Origin of the sequence: Pseudomonas sp. SD17-1 (genome assembly GCF_029201585.1) — a bacterium.
GTDB lineage: Bacteria > Pseudomonadota > Gammaproteobacteria > Pseudomonadales > Pseudomonadaceae > Aquipseudomonas > Aquipseudomonas palmensis.
Genome location: NZ_CP104044.1, coordinates 5,399,126 through 5,415,625, shown reverse-complemented (window position 1 = coordinate 5,415,625; position 16,500 = coordinate 5,399,126). Strand labels below are relative to the sequence as shown.

At 66.1% G+C, this 16,500-nt stretch carries 16 protein-coding genes and 2 pseudogenes; 10 read left to right on the top strand and 8 right to left on the bottom strand.

What is annotated here, in order from left to right; all coding sequences use genetic code 11:
- Positions 1-40: 40 nt before the first annotated feature.
- On the bottom strand, positions 41-520 hold the full coding sequence (gene coaD / locus N0B28_RS24770; RefSeq protein WP_043859996.1) for a pantetheine-phosphate adenylyltransferase: 480 nt from the start codon (positions 518-520) through the stop codon (positions 41-43).
- A 239-nt stretch (positions 521-759) separates the two neighbouring features.
- Positions 760-2,151, bottom strand: a complete 1,392-nt coding sequence (locus N0B28_RS24765) for a coniferyl aldehyde dehydrogenase (RefSeq protein ID WP_058541781.1) — start codon at positions 2,149-2,151, stop codon at positions 760-762.
- 124 nt (positions 2,152-2,275) lie between these two features.
- Between N0B28_RS24765 and N0B28_RS24760 the strand changes: the two genes are divergently transcribed.
- The gene (locus N0B28_RS24760) at positions 2,276-2,941 is read left to right on the top strand and encodes a TetR/AcrR family transcriptional regulator (protein WP_043859994.1); all 666 of its coding nucleotides are present in this window, start codon (positions 2,276-2,278) and stop codon (positions 2,939-2,941) included.
- Between the two features lie 36 nt (positions 2,942-2,977).
- Positions 2,978-3,832 carry a sulfurtransferase gene (locus tag N0B28_RS24755; RefSeq protein ID WP_054915562.1) on the top strand — a complete coding sequence of 285 codons (855 nt, stop codon included), beginning with the start codon at positions 2,978-2,980 and terminating at the stop codon, positions 3,830-3,832.
- Here N0B28_RS24755 and N0B28_RS24750 read toward each other — a convergent pair whose 3' ends face one another.
- From N0B28_RS24750 to N0B28_RS24735, 4 genes and pseudogenes are all read right to left on the bottom strand, one after another.
- Complete coding sequence (locus N0B28_RS24750) at positions 3,833-4,828, bottom strand: hydrolase (RefSeq protein WP_043859993.1); 996 nt, start codon at positions 4,826-4,828, stop codon at positions 3,833-3,835. It abuts the gene before it with no gap.
- A gap of 304 nt (positions 4,829-5,132) precedes the next feature.
- Positions 5,133-5,729, bottom strand: a complete 597-nt coding sequence (gene rsmD, locus N0B28_RS24745; RefSeq protein WP_275729396.1) for a 16S rRNA (guanine(966)-N(2))-methyltransferase RsmD — start codon at positions 5,727-5,729, stop codon at positions 5,133-5,135.
- Positions 5,729-7,078: pseudogene (locus tag N0B28_RS24740) on the bottom strand (pitrilysin family protein); the annotation flags it as partial. The pseudogene N0B28_RS24740 and the gene rsmD, both read right to left, overlap by 1 nt.
- 121 nt (positions 7,079-7,199) lie before the next feature.
- A complete protein-coding gene (locus tag N0B28_RS24735) occupies positions 7,200-8,555 on the bottom strand; it encodes a pitrilysin family protein (RefSeq protein WP_043859990.1) in 1,356 nt (451 codons plus the stop codon).
- Positions 8,556-8,784: 229 nt separating this feature from the next.
- Here N0B28_RS24735 and ftsY point away from each other — a divergent pair, with 229 nt between their 5' ends.
- From ftsY to rpoH, 4 genes are all read left to right on the top strand, one after another.
- The gene (ftsY, locus tag N0B28_RS24730; protein WP_275729391.1) at positions 8,785-10,284 is read left to right on the top strand and encodes a signal recognition particle-docking protein FtsY; all 1,500 of its coding nucleotides are present in this window, start codon (positions 8,785-8,787) and stop codon (positions 10,282-10,284) included.
- A complete protein-coding gene (gene ftsE / locus N0B28_RS24725) occupies positions 10,281-10,952 on the top strand; it encodes a cell division ATP-binding protein FtsE (RefSeq protein ID WP_043860122.1) in 672 nt (223 codons plus the stop codon). Before ftsY ends, ftsE begins: the two co-directional genes overlap by 4 nt.
- Entirely contained in the window at positions 10,949-11,980 is a 1,032-nt protein-coding gene (ftsX, locus tag N0B28_RS24720; RefSeq protein WP_043860123.1) for a permease-like cell division protein FtsX, read from the top strand. The genes ftsE and ftsX overlap by 4 nt, the downstream gene beginning before the upstream one ends.
- 111 nt (positions 11,981-12,091) lie before the next feature.
- A complete protein-coding gene (gene rpoH, locus N0B28_RS24715; RefSeq protein WP_043860124.1) occupies positions 12,092-12,946 on the top strand; it encodes an RNA polymerase sigma factor RpoH in 855 nt (284 codons plus the stop codon).
- A gap of 95 nt (positions 12,947-13,041) precedes the next feature.
- Here rpoH and mtgA read toward each other — a convergent pair.
- A pseudogene (gene mtgA, locus N0B28_RS24710) lies at positions 13,042-13,799 on the bottom strand (monofunctional biosynthetic peptidoglycan transglycosylase).
- A 34-nt stretch (positions 13,800-13,833) separates the two neighbouring features.
- On the opposite strand from mtgA, the gene N0B28_RS24705 reads away from it, so the two are divergent.
- The 4 genes from N0B28_RS24705 (at position 13,834) to trmB (ending at position 16,082) form a co-directional block, all read left to right on the top strand.
- Positions 13,834-14,205 (top strand): DUF423 domain-containing protein, encoded by a 372-nt coding sequence (locus tag N0B28_RS24705; RefSeq protein ID WP_043860126.1) that lies wholly within the window; start codon positions 13,834-13,836, stop codon positions 14,203-14,205.
- Between the two features lie 101 nt (positions 14,206-14,306).
- Complete coding sequence (gene thiS, locus N0B28_RS24700; RefSeq protein WP_043860147.1) at positions 14,307-14,507, top strand: sulfur carrier protein ThiS; 201 nt, start codon at positions 14,307-14,309, stop codon at positions 14,505-14,507.
- A gap of 48 nt (positions 14,508-14,555) precedes the next feature.
- The gene (locus tag N0B28_RS24695) at positions 14,556-15,350 is read left to right on the top strand and encodes a thiazole synthase (protein ID WP_043860127.1); all 795 of its coding nucleotides are present in this window, start codon (positions 14,556-14,558) and stop codon (positions 15,348-15,350) included.
- A gap of 9 nt (positions 15,351-15,359) precedes the next feature.
- Positions 15,360-16,082 (top strand): tRNA (guanosine(46)-N7)-methyltransferase TrmB, encoded by a 723-nt coding sequence (trmB, locus tag N0B28_RS24690; RefSeq protein ID WP_043860128.1) that lies wholly within the window; start codon positions 15,360-15,362, stop codon positions 16,080-16,082.
- 85 nt (positions 16,083-16,167) lie between these two features.
- On the opposite strand, the gene N0B28_RS24685 is transcribed toward trmB, so the two are convergent.
- Positions 16,168-16,491: a DUF3392 family protein gene (locus tag N0B28_RS24685; RefSeq protein ID WP_043860129.1), complete on the bottom strand. Its 324-nt coding sequence runs from the start codon at positions 16,489-16,491 to the stop codon at positions 16,168-16,170.
- Positions 16,492-16,500: the final 9 nt, after the last annotated feature.

Here is a 16,500-nt window from a genome sequence, read left to right as displayed (position 1 = left end):
CCCGCAGTGCACGCGGGCGCGGTTTTCGATGCGGGCGCGGCTACTTCTTGAAGCGCTCGGTGAGGGCGTCAGCCACTACCGGGTGCACGAACTTGGTGATATCGCCGCCCAGCGCCGCGATTTCGCGCACCAGGGTCGAGGATATGAACGAATAGCGCTCGGACGGCGTCAGGAACAGGCTTTCGACGTCGGGCGCCAGTTGCCGGTTCATGTTCGCCAGCTGGAACTCGTACTCGAAGTCCGAAACCGCGCGCAGGCCGCGCAGGAATACATTGGCCTGCTGCTCCTTGGCGAAATGCGCCAGCAGCGTGGAGAAGCCGATGACCTGCACGTTGGGCAGGTGCTTGGTGACCTCACGCGCCAGCTCTACCCGTTGTTCCAGGGGGAACAGCGGGTTCTTCTTGGGGCTGGCGGCGACCGCGATGATCACCTCGTCGAACAGCCGGGAGGCCCGCTCGACCAGATCGCCATGGCCTTTGGTAATAGGGTCGAATGTACCTGGGTACAACACTCGGTTCATCGCGTCGTCCTGGCAGGAGTGCGTTTGGGAGTCGGATGGTATCGCAGCAGCTGCGGTCGGCCAAGTCGCCATCGCCGGCTCAAGGCACTATAGACAGGCGTGATAATGCTTGTCACCCGCTGCAGGCCGAGTGTCTGGTGCCTTGAAAGTATCGACCCCATCGCGGGTCAGGCCCGCTCCCCCAGGCTATGCATCTCTTTGTGGGAGCGGGCCTGACCCGCGATGGAGTCGCTGCAACGTCAGCGAATGAACAGACGATAGACCCACCGCTGCAGCGCCTTCCCATACGGCGGATAGATCAGCCGCGCCGCATTCACCCGCGACTTGGCGAACACCGCCCGGGCATGACTGAAGGTCTTGAAGCCCTCGTGCCCATGGTAGTTGCCCATCCCCGACGGCCCGACCCCGCCAAACGGCAGGTCGTCCTGGGCCACGTGCAGCAGGGTGTCGTTCAGGCACACGCCGCCGGAATGGGTCTGCTCCAGCACCCGCCGCTGCTCGGCACGGTCGTGGCCGAAGTAGTACAGCGCCAGCGGGCGCGGGCGCTGGTTCACATAGGCCAGCGCCTCGGCCAGGCTGTCATAGGGCACCACCGGCAGCAGCGGGCCGAAGATCTCGTCCTGCATCACCTGCATGCTGTCATCGACCTGCAGCAGCACCTGCGGCGGCAGGCGCCGACCTTCGCGGGCTTCGCCGGGGTACAGGTCGAGCACGCTGGCGCCCTTGTCGCGGGCATCGCGCAAATAGCCTTCCAGGCGCGCCAGGTGGCGCACATTGATGATCGCGCTGTAGTCCGGGTTGTTTCGCACCTGTGGATAAAACCGCAGCACTGCCTCGCGATAGGCCTGCACGAAGCCCTCCAGGCGCTCGCGCGGGACCAGCGCGTAGTCCGGGGCAACGCAGGTCTGCCCGGCGTTGAGGGTCTTGCCGAAGGCGATGCGCTCGGCCGCCTGGGCCAGCGGTACACTGGCCGACACGATGGCTGGCGACTTGCCGCCCAGCTCCAGGGTCACCGGGGTCAGGTTGGTGGCTGCCGCCGCCATCACCTGGCGGCCGATGCTGGTGGCGCCGGTGAACAGCAGGTGATCGAACGGCAGGCGCGAGAAGGCCTCGCCCACGCCAGCATCGCCCAGCACCACGCTGACCAGGTCGTCGGGAAACACTTCGCCCAGCAGGCGCTGAAGCAGCGCCGCGGTGGCCGGGGTGGCTTCGCTGAGCTTGAGCATCACCCGGTTGCCCGCTGCCAGCGCCGCGGTGAGCGGGCCGATGGCCAGAAACAGCGGGTAGTTCCATGGCACGATGATGCCCACCACGCCCAGCGGCTGGTACAGCACCCGCGCGCTGGCCGGCTGGAACGCCAGGCCCACCGTGCGCCGCACCGGCTTCATCCAGCCCTTGAGGTGGCGCTCGGCGTGGCGAATGCCCTGCACGCTGGGCATCAGTTCGGCCAGCAGGGTCTCGTCGGCGCTGCGCCCGGCAAAGTCGCGGTCGATCGCCGCGACCAGGGCCGACTGGTTCGCCAGCAGCAGCCGGCGCAGGCTGGCAAGCCACTGCAGGCGCTGCGCCGCCGGCGCCATGGGCAGCCCGGCAAAGGCCCGGCGCTGCTGTTCGAACAGGGTCTGGAGGGGCATGCGGGCTCCGTGGCAGGGCAAGTGTGCCTGGAGCATATACGCCGGTTGTGCAGGTGGTACATCCCGTGGCGGATACGCCGTAAGATAAGCCTATTCCTTCAAGCTCATGCCTTTGGAGCTGACCATGGCACCGCGCATCAAGACCCGCGAGCTCATCGTGCAGAACAGCCTCGAGCTGTTCAACCAGCAGGGTGAACGCAGTGTCAGCACCAACCACATTGCTGCGCACATGGAAATCTCGCCTGGCAACCTCTATTACCACTTCGCCAACAAGCAGGCGATCATCGCCGTGCTGTTCACCCAGTACGAGGCGCTGGTGGAAGGCTTTCTGCGCCCGCCCCAGGGGCGCGCCGCCACCGTCGAGGACAAGCGCTTCTACCTCGAGGCGCTGCTGTCGGCGATGTGGAACTACCGCTTCCTGCACCGCGACCTCGAACACCTGCTCGGCCACGACCCGACCCTGGCTGCGCGCTACCGACGTTTTTCGCAGCGCTGCCTGCTGCAGGGCCAGGCCATCTACCGAGGTTTCGTCGAGGCCGACATCGTGGCCATGGACACCGTGCAGATCGAATCGCTGACCCTCAATGCCTGGATCGTGCTGACCTCCTGGGTGCGCTTTCTGTGCACCACCCGCGAGCACTCCGCGCACCTGAGCGAAGAGGCGATCAAGCGCGGCGTGTACCAGGTGCTGGTGCTGGAGCTCGGTTTCGTCACCGCCAGCGCGCGCCCTGCAGTGGATGCGCTGTGCAAGGAATTCTACGTGCCGCTGGACCAGGCACTGGAACAGTAGGCCGCCCACCCCCTTTGAATCGATATGGAGACCGACATGCCACTCGCGCAACTGATCGCACCCCAGCAACTGGCAGAGCGCCTGGGCGCTCCGAAGCTGGTGATTCTCGATTGTCGCTTTGCCCTGGAAGACGTCGACTATGGCCAGCGCAGCTATGCCGAAGGGCATATCGCCGGCGCGCACTTCGCCGACCTGGAGCGTGACCTGAGCGGGCCGGTGGTCAAGGGCGTGACCGGTCGCCACCCCTTGCCCGACCCGCAGCAACTGATCCAACGGCTGCGCAGCTGGGGCATCGACAACGACAGCGACGTGGTGCTCTACGACGATGGCCCCGGGGCCTTTGCCGCGCGGGCCTGGTGGTTGCTGGCATGGCTGGGCAAGCGCGACGGGGTGGCGATCCTCGATGGCGGGCTCAAGGCCTGGCACGCGGCCGGGTTGCCGCTGAGCCTGGATGCCTGTGACAAGCGTGAAGGCAACTTCAGCGGGCAGCCCGATGCGAGCCTGGTGCTGGACGCCGCCGAGTTGGCCAATGGCCTGGGCACGCCCGACCTGACCCTGCTCGACGCCCGTGCGCTGCCGCGTTTTCGCGGCGAGGTGGAGCCCATCGACCCGGTGGCCGGGCATATCCCCGGTGCGCATTGCGCGGCCTTCACCGACAACCTGGGGCCCGATGGTCGTTTTCTGTCGCCCCAGCAGCTCAAGCAGCGCTTTGCCGCCTTGCTCGGTACGCGCCAGCCGCAGGCGCTGGTGGCATATTGCGGCTCGGGGGTGACGGCCTGCCATAACCTGTTCGCCCTGGCCTTGGCCGGTTATCCGCTGGCGCGGCTGTACGCCGGTTCGTGGAGCGAGTGGATCACCGACCCGCAGCGTCCGGTGGCCAAGGGCGACTGATCAGGCTCCGCTGGCCAGCCACTGTGGAATGCGCCGCTCCAGATAGTAGCCGGGCTGGCGCAGGCTGCCGTCGACAAAGCCCACGTGACCGCCATGTCGGTGTAGCTCCAGGGTGGTCTGGCTGGCCAGTTCGGCGGCCCCTGGCAGGCTGTGGCTGAACACGAACGGATCGTCCTGGGCATGGATGATCAGCGTGGGCGTACGGTTTTCACCCAGGTAGTAGCGGCTCGACGAGCGCTGGTAGTAGTCGTGGGCGTCGCTGAAGCCGTTCAGCGGTGCGGTCACACGGCCGTCGAAATCCCAGAAGGTGCGCAGGTTTTCCAGCGGGCCGAGGCGGTCCAGGGTTGCCAGGCCCTCATGGTGACCGTGGTGCTGGAAGTGGCGCTGCTTGTCCTTCACGTAGCCCAGCATGGCGCGCATGAAGTGCGCCTGGTACACCCGTGAAAACCCCAGGCCGATGCGGTCGGCGCACTGGTCCAGGCGAAACGGCACCGACACCGCCACGGCCGCCTGCAACTGGCTGGCCGTACCCGCTTCCCCCAGGTGCTTGAGCAGCACGTTGCCACCCAGCGAATAACCCACCGCGTACAGCGGTGCCTGCGGGCGCTGGGTGCGCAGGTGGGCGATGACTTCGGCCAGGTCTTCGCTGGCGCCGGAGTGGTAGCTGCGCGGCAACAGGTTCGGCTCGCCCGAGCATCCGCGCCAGTTGACCGCCACGCTGGCCCAGCCTTGCGCCGCCAGGGCGCGCTGCAGGCCGATGACGTAATGGGAGGTCGACGAGCCGGTCAGGCCGTGCAGTACCACCACCAGTGGCGTGGTGGTGGCAAGCGGGCCGTGCCAGTCCAGGTCGAGGAAATCGCCGTCGGCCAGCCACAGGCGCTCGCGCCGATGTGCCAGCGGTGGCGACTTGCGCCAGAGCGGGCCCCAGAGCGTCTGCACATGGGGGTTGCGCAGGCCGGTGGCTGGCTTGAACGGGGGTGGGGTGGCGCTGGACATCGTCGAGGTCTCTTGAGCGGGCGGCAGACCCTGTGATCAGTGTATGTGCGCAAGCGCAGGTCTGCTGCCGCCAAAGCATATTCAGCAGGTGTCACTTCGGGCAAGGGCTGTGGGTTGGCGAGGCTGAGGTCGTGGAAGGGTGTGCTGGGCGAGTGCCGGGCTGCTGAGGGTCAGCAGCCCGGCGGTGGTGCAGGCGGCACGCACAAGCCGGTTGGTGATCGGTGCCGTGCCTGGGGGGCGCCGGAGCACGATCAGGCAAAGCACCTCAGGCGGCGGCTGCAGTTTGCTGGAGGCGGGGCGACGTTCAGCCGCGCTCCCACAAGGCATAGTGCACCTGACCGGCCTTCTTTTCCCGGTGCAGGCGCCAGTTGCCCGGCAGTTGCAGGGTCGACGGCGCGGTTTCGCTTTCGGTGTAGATCCACGCGTGCTCGGCCAGCCAGTGGCGCTCTTCGAGCAGCGCACAGGTGGCCGGCAGCAGGTCCTGGTGGAAGGGCGGGTCGAGGAACACCACGTCGAACGGGGCCTTGGGCTCGCCTTGCAGGTAGCGCACCACGTCGGTCTGGATCACCTGCCCGGTGGGGCAGCGCAGCAGCTCCAGGTTGTCCTTGAGGTTCTCGATGGCGGCGCGGTTGCTGTCCAGCGCCACGGCCGAGGCCGCGCCGCGCGACAGCGCTTCGAGAAGCAGCGCGCCGCTGCCGGCAAAGGCATCCAGCACGCGGGCGCCCTCGATGTGCGCGGTCAGCCAGTTGAACAGGGTTTCGCGCACCCGGTCGGGGGTAGGGCGCAGGCCCGGTGCGTCAGGAAAGCTCAGGCGGCGGCTGCGCCACTCGCCGGCGATGATGCGCAACTGGCCCTGGCCGCCGTGGGCGGCGGCCTTGGATTTGGCGGATGGACTGGCCATTAATGCTCCGGTACGCCAAGCGGCTGCTCGGCGGGTTTGTCAGTGGGCGGTGGCAGCGGCTGTTGCGCCACCTTCGGCCCGGCGGTCACGATGACCATCTTGTCGGCGGCCAGGTGCTTGTTGAGGGCAGCACGCACCTGCTCGACGGTGAGGCTCTGGGACTTCTGCATGAAGTCCTCGAGGAAATTCAGCGGCAGGTCATAGAAGCCGATGGCCCCCAGTTGGCCGACGATGCTCGCATTGCTGGCGGTGGACAGCGGGAAGCTGCCGGCCAGTTCGCGCTTGGCATCGTCCAGCTCCTGCTGGGTGGGGCCGGTCTTGAGGTAGTCGCGCAGGATGTCCTGTACCAGCTTGAGCGTGCCTTCGCTGAGTTCGGCACGGGTCTGCAGGTTGATCATGAACGGGCCACGCACCTGCATCGGGCTGAACACCGAGTACACGCCGTAGGTCAGGCCGCGCTTTTCGCGCACTTCGCTCATCAGGCGGGTGCCGAAGGCGCCGCCGCCGAGGATCGAGTTGCCCAGCGACAGGGCCGCGTAGTCCGGGTCGGCGCGGTCGATGCCCAGCTGGGCCAGCATCAGGTGGGTCTGCTTGGACGGGAAGTCGATGTGGTTGACGCCCGGCTTGGGTTCGCTCGGTTGTGCCAGCTTGGGCAGCGCCGGGCCCTTGGGCAGCGCGGCGGAGACCTGCGCGGCAATCGCCTCGGCTTCAGTGCGGCTGAGGTCGCCGACCAGTGCGATCACCACGTTGCCGGCGGCATAGGCCTTGGCATGGAAAGCGCGCAGCTGGTCCAGGGTGATCGGCGGGATGCTCCTGGCGTCGCCATCACTGGGGTGCCCGTAGGGATGCTTGCCGTAGAGCTTCTCGAACAGCTCGATGCTGGCCAGCTTGCCGGGGTTCTGCTTCTGGTACTCGAAGCCGGCGAGCATCTGGTTCTTGATGCGCTTGAGCGCGTCTTCAGGGAAGGTCGGCTTGCCCACCACTTCGGCGAACAGCTTCAGGGCCGGCTCGCGCTTGTCCTTGGCGCTCAGGCTGCGCAGCGAGGCCACCGCCATGTCGCGGTAGGCACCGTTGCCGAAATCCGCGCCCAGGCCTTCGAAGCCGGCGGCGATGGCGCCGACGTCCTTGCCCGCCACGCCTTCGTTGAGCATGGCGTTGGTCAGGGTGGCCAGGCCCGGCAGGTTACCGTCCTGGCTGCTGCCGGCGGCGAAGGTCAGGCGCAGGTCGAACATCGGCAGTTCGTGGGCTTCGACGAACAGCACCTTGGCGCCTTCGGCGGTGTTCCAGGTCTTGATGTCGAGGTTGCGTCGGCTCGGTGCCTTGCCGTCCAGCTCGGCCAGCGATTGCAGGTTGACGCCGGGCTTGGTGGCCGTGGTGTCGGCATGGGCGGGGCCGGCCAGGCACACGGCGCTCAGCAGCAACGCGCCGAATACGCCGCGGCCCTTCGGGGTGTGGCGTGGGGTGGTGTGCTCAGTCATGCGCCTGCTCCTCGGGCAATACATGCGCAACGCTCAGGCGTTCGCGGGTGAAATAGGTGCGGGCGGCACTCTGGATGTCGGCCGGGGTCACGCTCTTGAGCTCGTCGAGCTCCTTGTCGATGAGCTTCCACGACAGCCCGACGGTCTCCAGTTGGCCGATGGTGGTGGCCTGGCTGCTGATCGAGTCGCGGTCGTAGACCAGCCCGGCAATCACCTGGGCGCGCACGCGCTCCAGCTCTTCAGCGGTTGGCGGGGTGGTTTTCAGCTCGTCGAGCAGCTTCCAGACGCCGCTTTCGACCTCGGCCAGGGTCTTTTTCTTCTGCGTGTTGGGCACCGCGGAGAGCACGAACAGGCTGTCGCCACGGGTGAACGGGTTGTAGCTGGCCGACGCGCCGGCCACCAGTTCCTGGCCGCGTTCCAGGCGGGTGGCCATGCGCGCGCTGTAGCCGCCGTCGAGCAGGGCCGCGATCAGGCGCAGGGCGTGCACGCTGCGCGGGTCCTTGGCGGTGGCCAGGCCCGGCACGTTGAAGCCGTAGATCAGGCTCGGCAGTTGGGTGCGCACATGCACGGTGAGCTGGCGCAGGCCCGGCTCGGCCAGTTCCAGCGGCAGTTTGGCAGGGGGTGTGGCGCGCTTGGGGATGGCACCGAAGTAACGCTGGGCCAGGCCCTTGACCTCGTCGGCGGTGACGTCGCCGACCACCACCAGGGTGGCGTTGTTGGGCACGTACCAGGCTTCGTACCAGTGGCGCAGCTCTTCGACCTTCATGCGTTCGAGGTCGGCCATCCAGCCGATGGTCGGGGTGTGGTAGCCGCTGGCCGGGTGGGCCATGGCGCTGAACAGCTCCATGGCCTTGGAGTTGGGCTGATCGTCGACGCGCAGGCGACGCTCTTCCTTGATGACCTCGATTTCGCGGCTGAACTCTTCGGGCGGCAGGCGCAGGCTGCCCATGCGATCGGCTTCCAGTTCCAGGGCCACGCCCAGGCGGTCGCGGGCCAGCACCTGGTAGTAGGCGGTGTAGTCGTCGCTGGTGAAGGCGTTCTCTTCGGCGCCCAGGTCACGCAGGATGCGTGAGGCTTCGCCAGGCCCCAGCTTGTTGCTGCCCTTGAACATCATGTGTTCCAGGGCATGGGACAAGCCGGTCTGACCCGGGGTCTCGTAGCTGGAGCCGACCTTGTACCAGACCTGCGATACCACCACCGGGGCGCGATGGTCTTCACGCACGATGACCTTGAGGCCGTTGTCGAGGGTGAATTCATGGGTGGGCTGGACGTCGGCGGCAACCGCCACCAGGGGCATGACAATTGTGCTGAGCAGCAGGCCGGCGGCGCGGCGGGCTAGAGCATTCATTGATGATTCAACCTGTAGGGCTGCCCGCATGGCCTTAGCGTCGGCGGGCTAGGAGGTGCTAGGATACTGATCCGGTTGCCTGACGACCATGCCTGTCGAGATCAAGCGTTGCAGGCGTCCCGACAAAATGTTGCGCATGAACCAGTCGGCTTGACCATAGTCTGTTCTGCGTTAGAAGAATTTTGAGGCGCCACACTGGCGCATCGCTACCCTGAGATAGCCGTCTTCCATGTTTGGTTCCAACGACGACAAAAAGACCCCGGCTGCGGCCGGTGAAAAGAAAGGCCTGTTCGGCTGGCTGCGCAAAAAGCCCCAGCAACCTGTTGTCGAACAGCCCGAAACCCCAGTGCCAGAGGCGCTGGAGCCTATCGCCCCGACTTTGCCTGAGCCGGTAGCCGTCGAGCCCGCCCCGGTCGCGAGCGCGCCCGTCGCCGTCGAGGATCACCCCAGCAGCCTGGTGCTGCCGGTGCCCGAAGAGCCGGTGGCGCTGGTGGCCGACCTCGAGCCCCACGTCCCCCCGCCGATTCCCGAGCGCCCAGCCCCCGAGCCTGCCCCGCAGTACGCTGCGCCCGAGCCTGTGGTAGCGCCTGCGCCGCAGTACGCCGCGCCCGAGCCGGTGATCGAGCCTGTACCGCAGTACAGCGCGCCCGAGCCGGTGGTCGAGCCTGTACCGCAGTACAACGCACCCGAGCCGGTGGTCGAGCCGCCTGCAGTGGTGCCGCCCGCACCTGTTGCGGCCACCGAGGTCGCCCTGCCTGTTCCCGAGGCCGCCCCGTCGGTGCCTGAAACCACCACCAAGGCCGGCTTCTTCGCCCGCCTCAAGCAGGGCCTGTCCAAGACCAGCGCCAGCATTGGCGAGGGCATGGCCAGCCTGTTCCTGGGCAAGAAGGTCATCGACGACGACCTGCTCGAAGAGATCGAGACCCGCCTGCTGACCGCCGACGTCGGCGTCGAGGCTACCTCGGTGATCGTGCAGAGCCTCACCCAGAAGGTCGCACGCAAGCAGCTGGCCGATGCCGATGCCCTGTACAAGTCGCTGCAGGGCGAGCTGACCGACCTGCTCAAGCCGGTCGAACAGCCGCTGAAGGTGCATGCCGCGAACAAGCCGTTCGTGATCCTGGTGGTCGGCGTCAACGGCGCCGGCAAGACCACCACCATCGGCAAGCTGGCGAAAAAGCTCCAGCTCGAAGGCAAGAAGGTCATGCTGGCCGCCGGCGACACCTTCCGTGCTGCCGCGGTGGAGCAGCTGCAGGTATGGGGCGAGCGCAACCAGATCCCGGTGATCGCCCAGCACACCGGCGCCGACTCCGCTTCGGTGATCTTCGACGCGGTGCAGGCGGCCAAGGCGCGCAACATCGACGTGCTGATCGCCGACACCGCCGGTCGCCTGCACACCAAAGACAACCTGATGGAAGAGCTGAAGAAGGTTCGCCGCGTGATCGGCAAGCTGGACGCCGACGCGCCGCACGAGGTGCTGCTGGTGCTGGACGCCGGCACCGGGCAGAACGCCATCAACCAGGCCAAGCACTTCAACCAGAGCGTGGAGCTCACCGGCCTGGCGCTGACCAAGCTCGACGGCACAGCCAAGGGCGGGGTGATCTTCGCCCTGGCCAAGCAGTTCGGCCTGCCGATCCGCTACATTGGTGTGGGCGAAGGCATCGATGACCTGCGCACCTTCGAAGCCGAGCCCTTCGTACAAGCCTTGTTTGCCGAGCGGGAGCCTTCATGATCCGATTCGAACAGGTCGCCAAGCGTTACCCTAACGGTCACGTTGGCCTGCATGAATTGAGTTTTCGGGTGCGTCGGGGCGAGTTCCTGTTCGTCACCGGCCATTCCGGCGCGGGCAAGAGCACCTTGCTGCGCCTGCTGCTGGCCATGGAGCGCCCGACCAGCGGCAAGCTGCTGCTGGCCGGCCAGGACCTGGGTCAGATCAGCAACGCGCAGATCCCGTTCCTGCGTCGCCAGATCGGCGTGGTGTTCCAGAACCACCAGCTGCTGTTCGACCGTACCGTGTTCAACAACGTCGCCCTGCCGCTGCAGATCCTGGGCCTGTCCAAGGTCGAGGTGGCCAAGCGTGTGGACGCGGCGCTGGAGCGTGTGGCCCTGTCGGACAAGGCCCAGCTGTTCCCCGGCGACCTGTCCACCGGCCAGCAGCAACGGGTGGGTATTGCGCGTGCCATCGTGCACCGTCCGGCCCTGTTGCTGGCGGATGAACCCACCGGCAACCTCGACCCGCGCCTGGCGGCCGAGATCATGGGTGTTTTCGAAGATATCAACCGCCTGGGCACCAGCGTGCTGATCGCCAGCCACGACCTGGCGCTGATCGCGCGCATGCGCCATCGCATGCTGACCCTGCAGCGCGGCCGCTTGATCGGCGATGGGGAGGCCGGGCAATGAGTGCAACACGTAGTCCCAAGGTGTCCGAGCGGGTGGCCCCTGCGGCAGCCGAGCCAAGCCCTCAGAAACAGAAAAAGCGCCGTGATGATGACGATGACGGCCCGGATTTCAGCACGCTGCTGCACGCCTGGCTGGAAAGCCATCGCTCCAGCCTGCTCGACAGCCTGCGTCGCCTGGGCAAGCAGCCGATCGGCAGCTTCTTCACCTGCCTGGTGATGGCCGTGGCCCTGAGCCTGCCGATGGGGCTGTCGCTGCTGCTGAGCAATGTCGAGCGCCTTGGCGGCTCGTGGCAGCGTGCAGCGCAGATTTCGCTGTACCTCAAACTTGACGCCAGCGTGAGCGAAGGCGAAGCCCTGCGTACCCAGATCAAGGGCATGCCGGGGGTGGCCGATGCCGAGTATGTCAGCCGTGAACAGGCCCTCGACGAGTTCCAGCAGCAGTCCGGGCTGGGCGAGGCCTTGCGCGAGCTGCCGGAGAACCCCTTGCCTGGCGTGGTCGTGGTGACCCCGGCCGAAGTCGACAAGCCAGCGCTGGAGGCCCTGCGCCAACGCCTGGCCGAACTGCCCAAGGTGGAGCTGGCCCAGCTCGACCTGGTGTGGGTGGAGCGGCTGGCGGCGATCCTCAAGCTGGGTGATCGCTTTGTATTCGGCCTGACCGTGCTGCTGGTGTCGGCGCTGCTGCTGGTCATCGGCAACACCATTCGCCTGCATATCGAGAACCGCCGTACCGAAATCGAGGTCATCAAGCTGGTGGGCGGTACCGATGCCTACGTGCGCCGGCCGTTCCTGTACATGGGCGCGCTGTATGGCCTGGGGGCAGGCGTACTGTCCTGGGGGGTACTGGCGTTCGGCCTCAACTGGCTGGATGACGCGGTCGTCGGGCTGTCGGGTCTGTACGGCAGCGATTTCTCGCTGGCCGGGGTGCCGCCTGCCGATGGTCTGTCGCTCTTGCTTGGGGCGGTGCTGTTAGGGTATATCGGTGCTTGGATTGCGGTCGCTCGGCATCTGCGTGAGCTTGCACCGCGATAGTGTCTTCCAGCCGTCATTGACTATCGTGTATTTCGGGAACTTGTTTCGCGGTTCCCGGTCAATGGTGGCAGTGCCTGATGGCACAATTCAGTGAGTCGGAGGTTTTTTCGTATGACCACTTCGTTGCAACCTGCCTATGCCTTGGTCCCGGGTGCGAACCTGGAGGCCTATGTGCACACGGTCAACAGCATTCCATTGCTGACGCCCGAGCAGGAGCGTGAACTGGCCGAGAGTCTCTACTATGAGCAGGATCTGGGGGCGGCTCGGCAGATGGTGCTCGCCCACCTGCGTTTTGTCGTACATATCGCGCGTAGCTATTCGGGCTACGGGCTGGCCCAGGCCGACCTGATTCAGGAAGGCAACGTTGGCCTGATGAAAGCGGTCAAGCGTTTCAACCCCGAGATGGGTGTGCGCCTGGTGTCCTTTGCCGTGCACTGGATCAAGGCCGAAATTCACGAATTCATCCTGCGCAACTGGCGCATCGTCAAGGTCGCGACCACCAAGGCGCAGCGCAAGCTGTTCTTCAACCTGCGCAGCCAGAAGAAGCGTCTGGCCTGGCTGAACAACGATGAAGTGCATCGTGTGGCCGAAAGCCTGGGGGTGGAGCCGCGTGAAGTGCGCGAGATGGAAAGCCGCCTGACCGGTCAGGACATGGCCTTCGACCCGGCCAGCGAGGCGGACGACGACAGCGCGTTCCAGTCGCCGGCCAACTACCTCGAAGACCACCGTTACGACCCGGCGCGTCAGCTGGAGGATGCGGACTGGAGCGACAGCTCCTCGAACAACCTGCACGAGGCGCTGCAAGGCCTGGACGACCGTAGCCGCGACATCCTGTACCAGCGCTGGCTGGCCGAAGAGAAGGCCACGCTGCATGACCTGGCGGCCAAGTACAGCGTGTCGGCCGAGCGTATCCGGCAGTTGGAGAAGAATGCGATGAACAAGGTGAAAGCCCTGATCGCTGCCTGATCTGCGGGACCCTGAGGGCCCCTTCACCGGCAAGGCCGGCTCCTACAACAATCCCTGTAGGAGCCGGCCTTGCCGGCGAAGGGGCCCTCTTTGTTTCAGTTGGCCCAGGGCGCCTTGCGCGGCTCATCCAGTTGCACCAGGTAGCCGCTGCCGCCCAGCTGGCTCATCTGCTGACGAATCCACGCCGCCCGTCGCGCCACATAGCTGCTGGGCCGGCTTGCGCTCCAGTTGCGCGGGCTGGGCAGTACCGCCGCCAACAGGCTGGCCTGCTGGCGCGTCAGCTTGCTCGCATCGGTACCGAAGTGATGGCGGGCCGCTGCCTGGGCGCCGAACACGCCGTCATCCCACTCGGCGCTGTTGAGGTACACCTCCAGAATGCGCTCCTTGGACCACAGCAGCTCGATCAGTGCGGTAAACCATGCCTCCAGCCCTTTGCGCAGCCAACTGCGGCCTGCCCACAGGAACTGGTTCTTGGCCACCTGCTGACTCAGCGTGCTGGCGCCGCGAAGCGTGCCACCACGCTCGTTGTGTGCCAGTGCGGCCTGGATGGCATTGAAGTCGAAACCCCAGTGCCCGGCGAACTTCTGGTCCTCGCCGGCAATCACCGCCACCTTCAGTTCATCGGAGATCTCGCCCCATGGGCGCCAGTCGCGTTGCAGGTCGATGGGCTGGCCGTCGACCCACGATTCCACCTTGCGCTCGACCATCAGCATGGTGCCCGGCGGCGGTACCCAGCGAAACAGCAGCACCAGCAACACGCTGGCAACGGCGAACCAGAGCAGGGCGCGGGTGAGGCGGCGGATCAGGGATGAAAGCATAGAGATGGCTTGGCCGAACCGAATGAGCGGGCCATTATACAGACCCTGTGCCCCCAAGGAGTCTTGCGCATGCTTCGCAGCTTTCTGTTGCTCGCCGCCTTTTTCGGCTTTACCGGTGTGGCCCTCGGTGCCTTCGCCGCCCATGGCCTCAAGGGCCGCCTGAGCCAGGAGTACCTGGCGATCTTCCATACCGGCGTCACCTACCAGCTGGTGCACGCCCTGGCCCTGCTGGGCGTGGCAGTGCTCTGGGCGCACCTGCCCGGGCGACTCACGGCCTGGGCCGGTGGTCTGTTCTGCCTGGGCATCGTGCTGTTTTCCGGTAGCCTGTACCTGTTGACCCTGAGTGGCATCGGCAAGCTCGGCATCATCACCCCTTTTGGCGGCCTGGCCTTCCTCGGCGGCTGGCTGTGCCTGGGCCTGGCGGCCTGGCGCCTGGGTTGACCCGCGGGTCCGGATCGAGACGAATGGCGCCGCTTGGCCTTGGGTTCAGCCCCGGATAGGGGCTAGAATGCGGGCCCCTAAAAACAATGGCGGCCGTGCGCATGCGCATTCAACTGAACGGTGAACCTTTCGAATTGCCCGACGGCGAAAGCGTCGCGGCCCTGCTGACCCGGCTCGACCTCGCAGGTCGCCGGGTGGCGGTGGAGCTGAACCTGGACATCGTGCCGCGCAGCCAGCACGACGCCACCGCCCTGCGCGAAGGCGACCAGGTCGAGGTGGTTCACGCCATCGGCGGCGGCTAGACCCACGCGCTTCACCTGCAAGTCCCTCAACCTTCAAGAGGATTACCGATGAGCAATGTTCGTAGCGACAAGCCCTTCACGCTGGCCGGTCGTACCTTCCAGTCGCGCCTGCTGGTCGGTACCGGCAAGTACCGCGACATGGAAGAAACCCGCCTGGCCATCGAGGCCTCGGGTGCCGAAATCGTCACCGTCGCCGTGCGCCGCACCAACCTGGGCCAGAACCCGGGCGAGCCGAACCTGCTCGACGTGCTGCCACCGGACCGCTACACCATCCTGCCGAACACCGCCGGCTGCTACGACGCGGTCGAGGCCGTGCGCACCTGCCGCCTGGCCCGCGAACTGCTCGACGGGCACAACCTGGTCAAGCTCGAAGTGCTGGCCGACCAGAAGACGCTGTTCCCCAACGTGATCGAAACCATCAAGGCCGCCGAGGTGCTGGTCAAGGACGGTTTCGACGTGATGGTCTACACCAGCGACGACCCGATCATCGCGCGTCAGCTGGCCGAAATCGGCTGCATCGCGGTCATGCCGCTGGCAGGCCTGATCGGTACGGGCCTGGGCATCTGCAACCCGTACAACCTGCGCATCATTCTCGAGGAATCGAAAGTGCCGGTGCTGGTCGATGCCGGTGTGGGTACCGCGTCGGACGCCACCATCGCCATGGAAATGGGCTGCGAGGCAGTGCTGATGAACTCCGCCATCGCCCATGCCGAACAACCGGTGATGATGGCCGAAGCCATGAAGCACGCCATCGTGGCAGGCCGCCTGGCCTACCTGGCCGGCCGCATGCCGAAAAAACTCTATGCCAGCGCCTCGTCGCCGCTGGATGGTCTGATCAAGTAAGAGCCCCTGATGACTGAATCGCAAGAATCGCCGATCACCGCCGAAGGCGAAGAACGCCAACACCGCCGCATCAAGAGTTTCGTGATGCGTGCCGGGCGCATGACCGAAGGCCAGCAGCGCGGCCTGGACCAGGGCGCGCCGCTGTTCGTGCTGCCACTGGCCGACAGCCCGGTGGATTACGACCAGGTGTTCGGCCGTTCGGCGCCGCGCACCCTGGAGATCGGCTTCGGCATGGGCCATTCCCTGCTGGAGATGGCCGCCGCCGCGCCCGAACAGGACTTCATCGGTGTCGAAGTGCACCGCCCGGGCGTGGGCGCGCTGCTCAATGGCGTGCTGACCCAGGGCCTGCAGAACCTGCGGGTGTATGACTGCGATGCCATCGAAGTGCTGAACAAGTGCGTGGCCGACAACAGCCTGGACCGCCTGATGCTGTTCTTCCCGGACCCGTGGCACAAGAGCCGTCACCACAAGCGTCGCATCGTGCAGCCGGAATTTGCCGAGCTGGTGCGCAGCAAGCTGAAAGTGGGCGGCGTGTTCCACATGGCGACCGACTGGGAACCGTACGCCGAGTACATGCTGGAAGTGATGAATGTCGCGCCGGGGTACAGGAACCTGGCCGAAGACGGCAAGTGCGTACCTCGCCCTGCCGAGCGTCCGATCACCAAGTTCGAACGCCGTGGCGAGCGCCTGGGGCATGGGGTGTGGGATCTGAAGTTCGAGAAGCTGGCTTAAGACCGCATCACGGCCGTTCGCCGGCAAGGCCGGCTCCTACAGATTCAGCGAGATCCTGTAGGAGCCAGCCTTGCTGGCGAAGCTTCTAGCGGCGGTCTGCGACCACGCCAAGCAACACCAGCACCACCAGCAGCACCGGCGCCAGTGCATAGTTGTTGAACTGGCTCAGCCCGCGTACCACCCACGGCGTGGCATAGATCAACGCCGCACCACTGCCGATCAGCACCAGCAGGGCCATGAACGGCACGCGCAACGCACCTGCCAGCCCGCCCAGGCGCTGTTCGACCCAGCCCTTGATATCGGTGCCGAACAACACCAGCAAACAGCCTACAAGCGCCAGAGAGATCTCCGACAGGTTACTGCGGCTCCAGCGGGAGACGGTCGAGAGCAGGTCGAGTACCAGGTCCATTCGCTATCC

Excerpts from the sequence above, each read along its gene's own strand:
- coaD (WP_043859996.1), bottom strand. The coding sequence starts at position 520 with ATGAACCGAGTGTTGTACCCAGGTACATTCGACCCTATTACCAAAGGC.
- N0B28_RS24765 (WP_058541781.1), bottom strand. The coding sequence starts at position 2,151 with ATGCCCCTCCAGACCCTGTTCGAACAGCAGCGCCGGGCCTTTGCCGGG.
- N0B28_RS24760 (WP_043859994.1), top strand. The coding sequence starts at position 2,276 with ATGGCACCGCGCATCAAGACCCGCGAGCTCATCGTGCAGAACAGCCTC.
- N0B28_RS24755 (WP_054915562.1), top strand. The coding sequence starts at position 2,978 with ATGCCACTCGCGCAACTGATCGCACCCCAGCAACTGGCAGAGCGCCTG.
- N0B28_RS24750 (WP_043859993.1), bottom strand. The coding sequence starts at position 4,828 with ATGTCCAGCGCCACCCCACCCCCGTTCAAGCCAGCCACCGGCCTGCGC.
- rsmD (WP_275729396.1), bottom strand. The coding sequence starts at position 5,729 with ATGGCCAGTCCATCCGCCAAATCCAAGGCCGCCGCCCACGGCGGCCAG.
- N0B28_RS24735 (WP_043859990.1), bottom strand. The coding sequence starts at position 8,555 with ATGAATGCTCTAGCCCGCCGCGCCGCCGGCCTGCTGCTCAGCACAATT.
- ftsY (WP_275729391.1), top strand. The coding sequence starts at position 8,785 with ATGTTTGGTTCCAACGACGACAAAAAGACCCCGGCTGCGGCCGGTGAA.
- ftsE (WP_043860122.1), top strand. The coding sequence starts at position 10,281 with ATGATCCGATTCGAACAGGTCGCCAAGCGTTACCCTAACGGTCACGTT.
- ftsX (WP_043860123.1), top strand. The coding sequence starts at position 10,949 with ATGAGTGCAACACGTAGTCCCAAGGTGTCCGAGCGGGTGGCCCCTGCG.
- rpoH (WP_043860124.1), top strand. The coding sequence starts at position 12,092 with ATGACCACTTCGTTGCAACCTGCCTATGCCTTGGTCCCGGGTGCGAAC.
- N0B28_RS24705 (WP_043860126.1), top strand. The coding sequence starts at position 13,834 with ATGCTTCGCAGCTTTCTGTTGCTCGCCGCCTTTTTCGGCTTTACCGGT.
- thiS (WP_043860147.1), top strand. The coding sequence starts at position 14,307 with ATGCGCATTCAACTGAACGGTGAACCTTTCGAATTGCCCGACGGCGAA.
- N0B28_RS24695 (WP_043860127.1), top strand. The coding sequence starts at position 14,556 with ATGAGCAATGTTCGTAGCGACAAGCCCTTCACGCTGGCCGGTCGTACC.
- trmB (WP_043860128.1), top strand. The coding sequence starts at position 15,360 with ATGACTGAATCGCAAGAATCGCCGATCACCGCCGAAGGCGAAGAACGC.
- N0B28_RS24685 (WP_043860129.1), bottom strand. The coding sequence starts at position 16,491 with ATGGACCTGGTACTCGACCTGCTCTCGACCGTCTCCCGCTGGAGCCGC.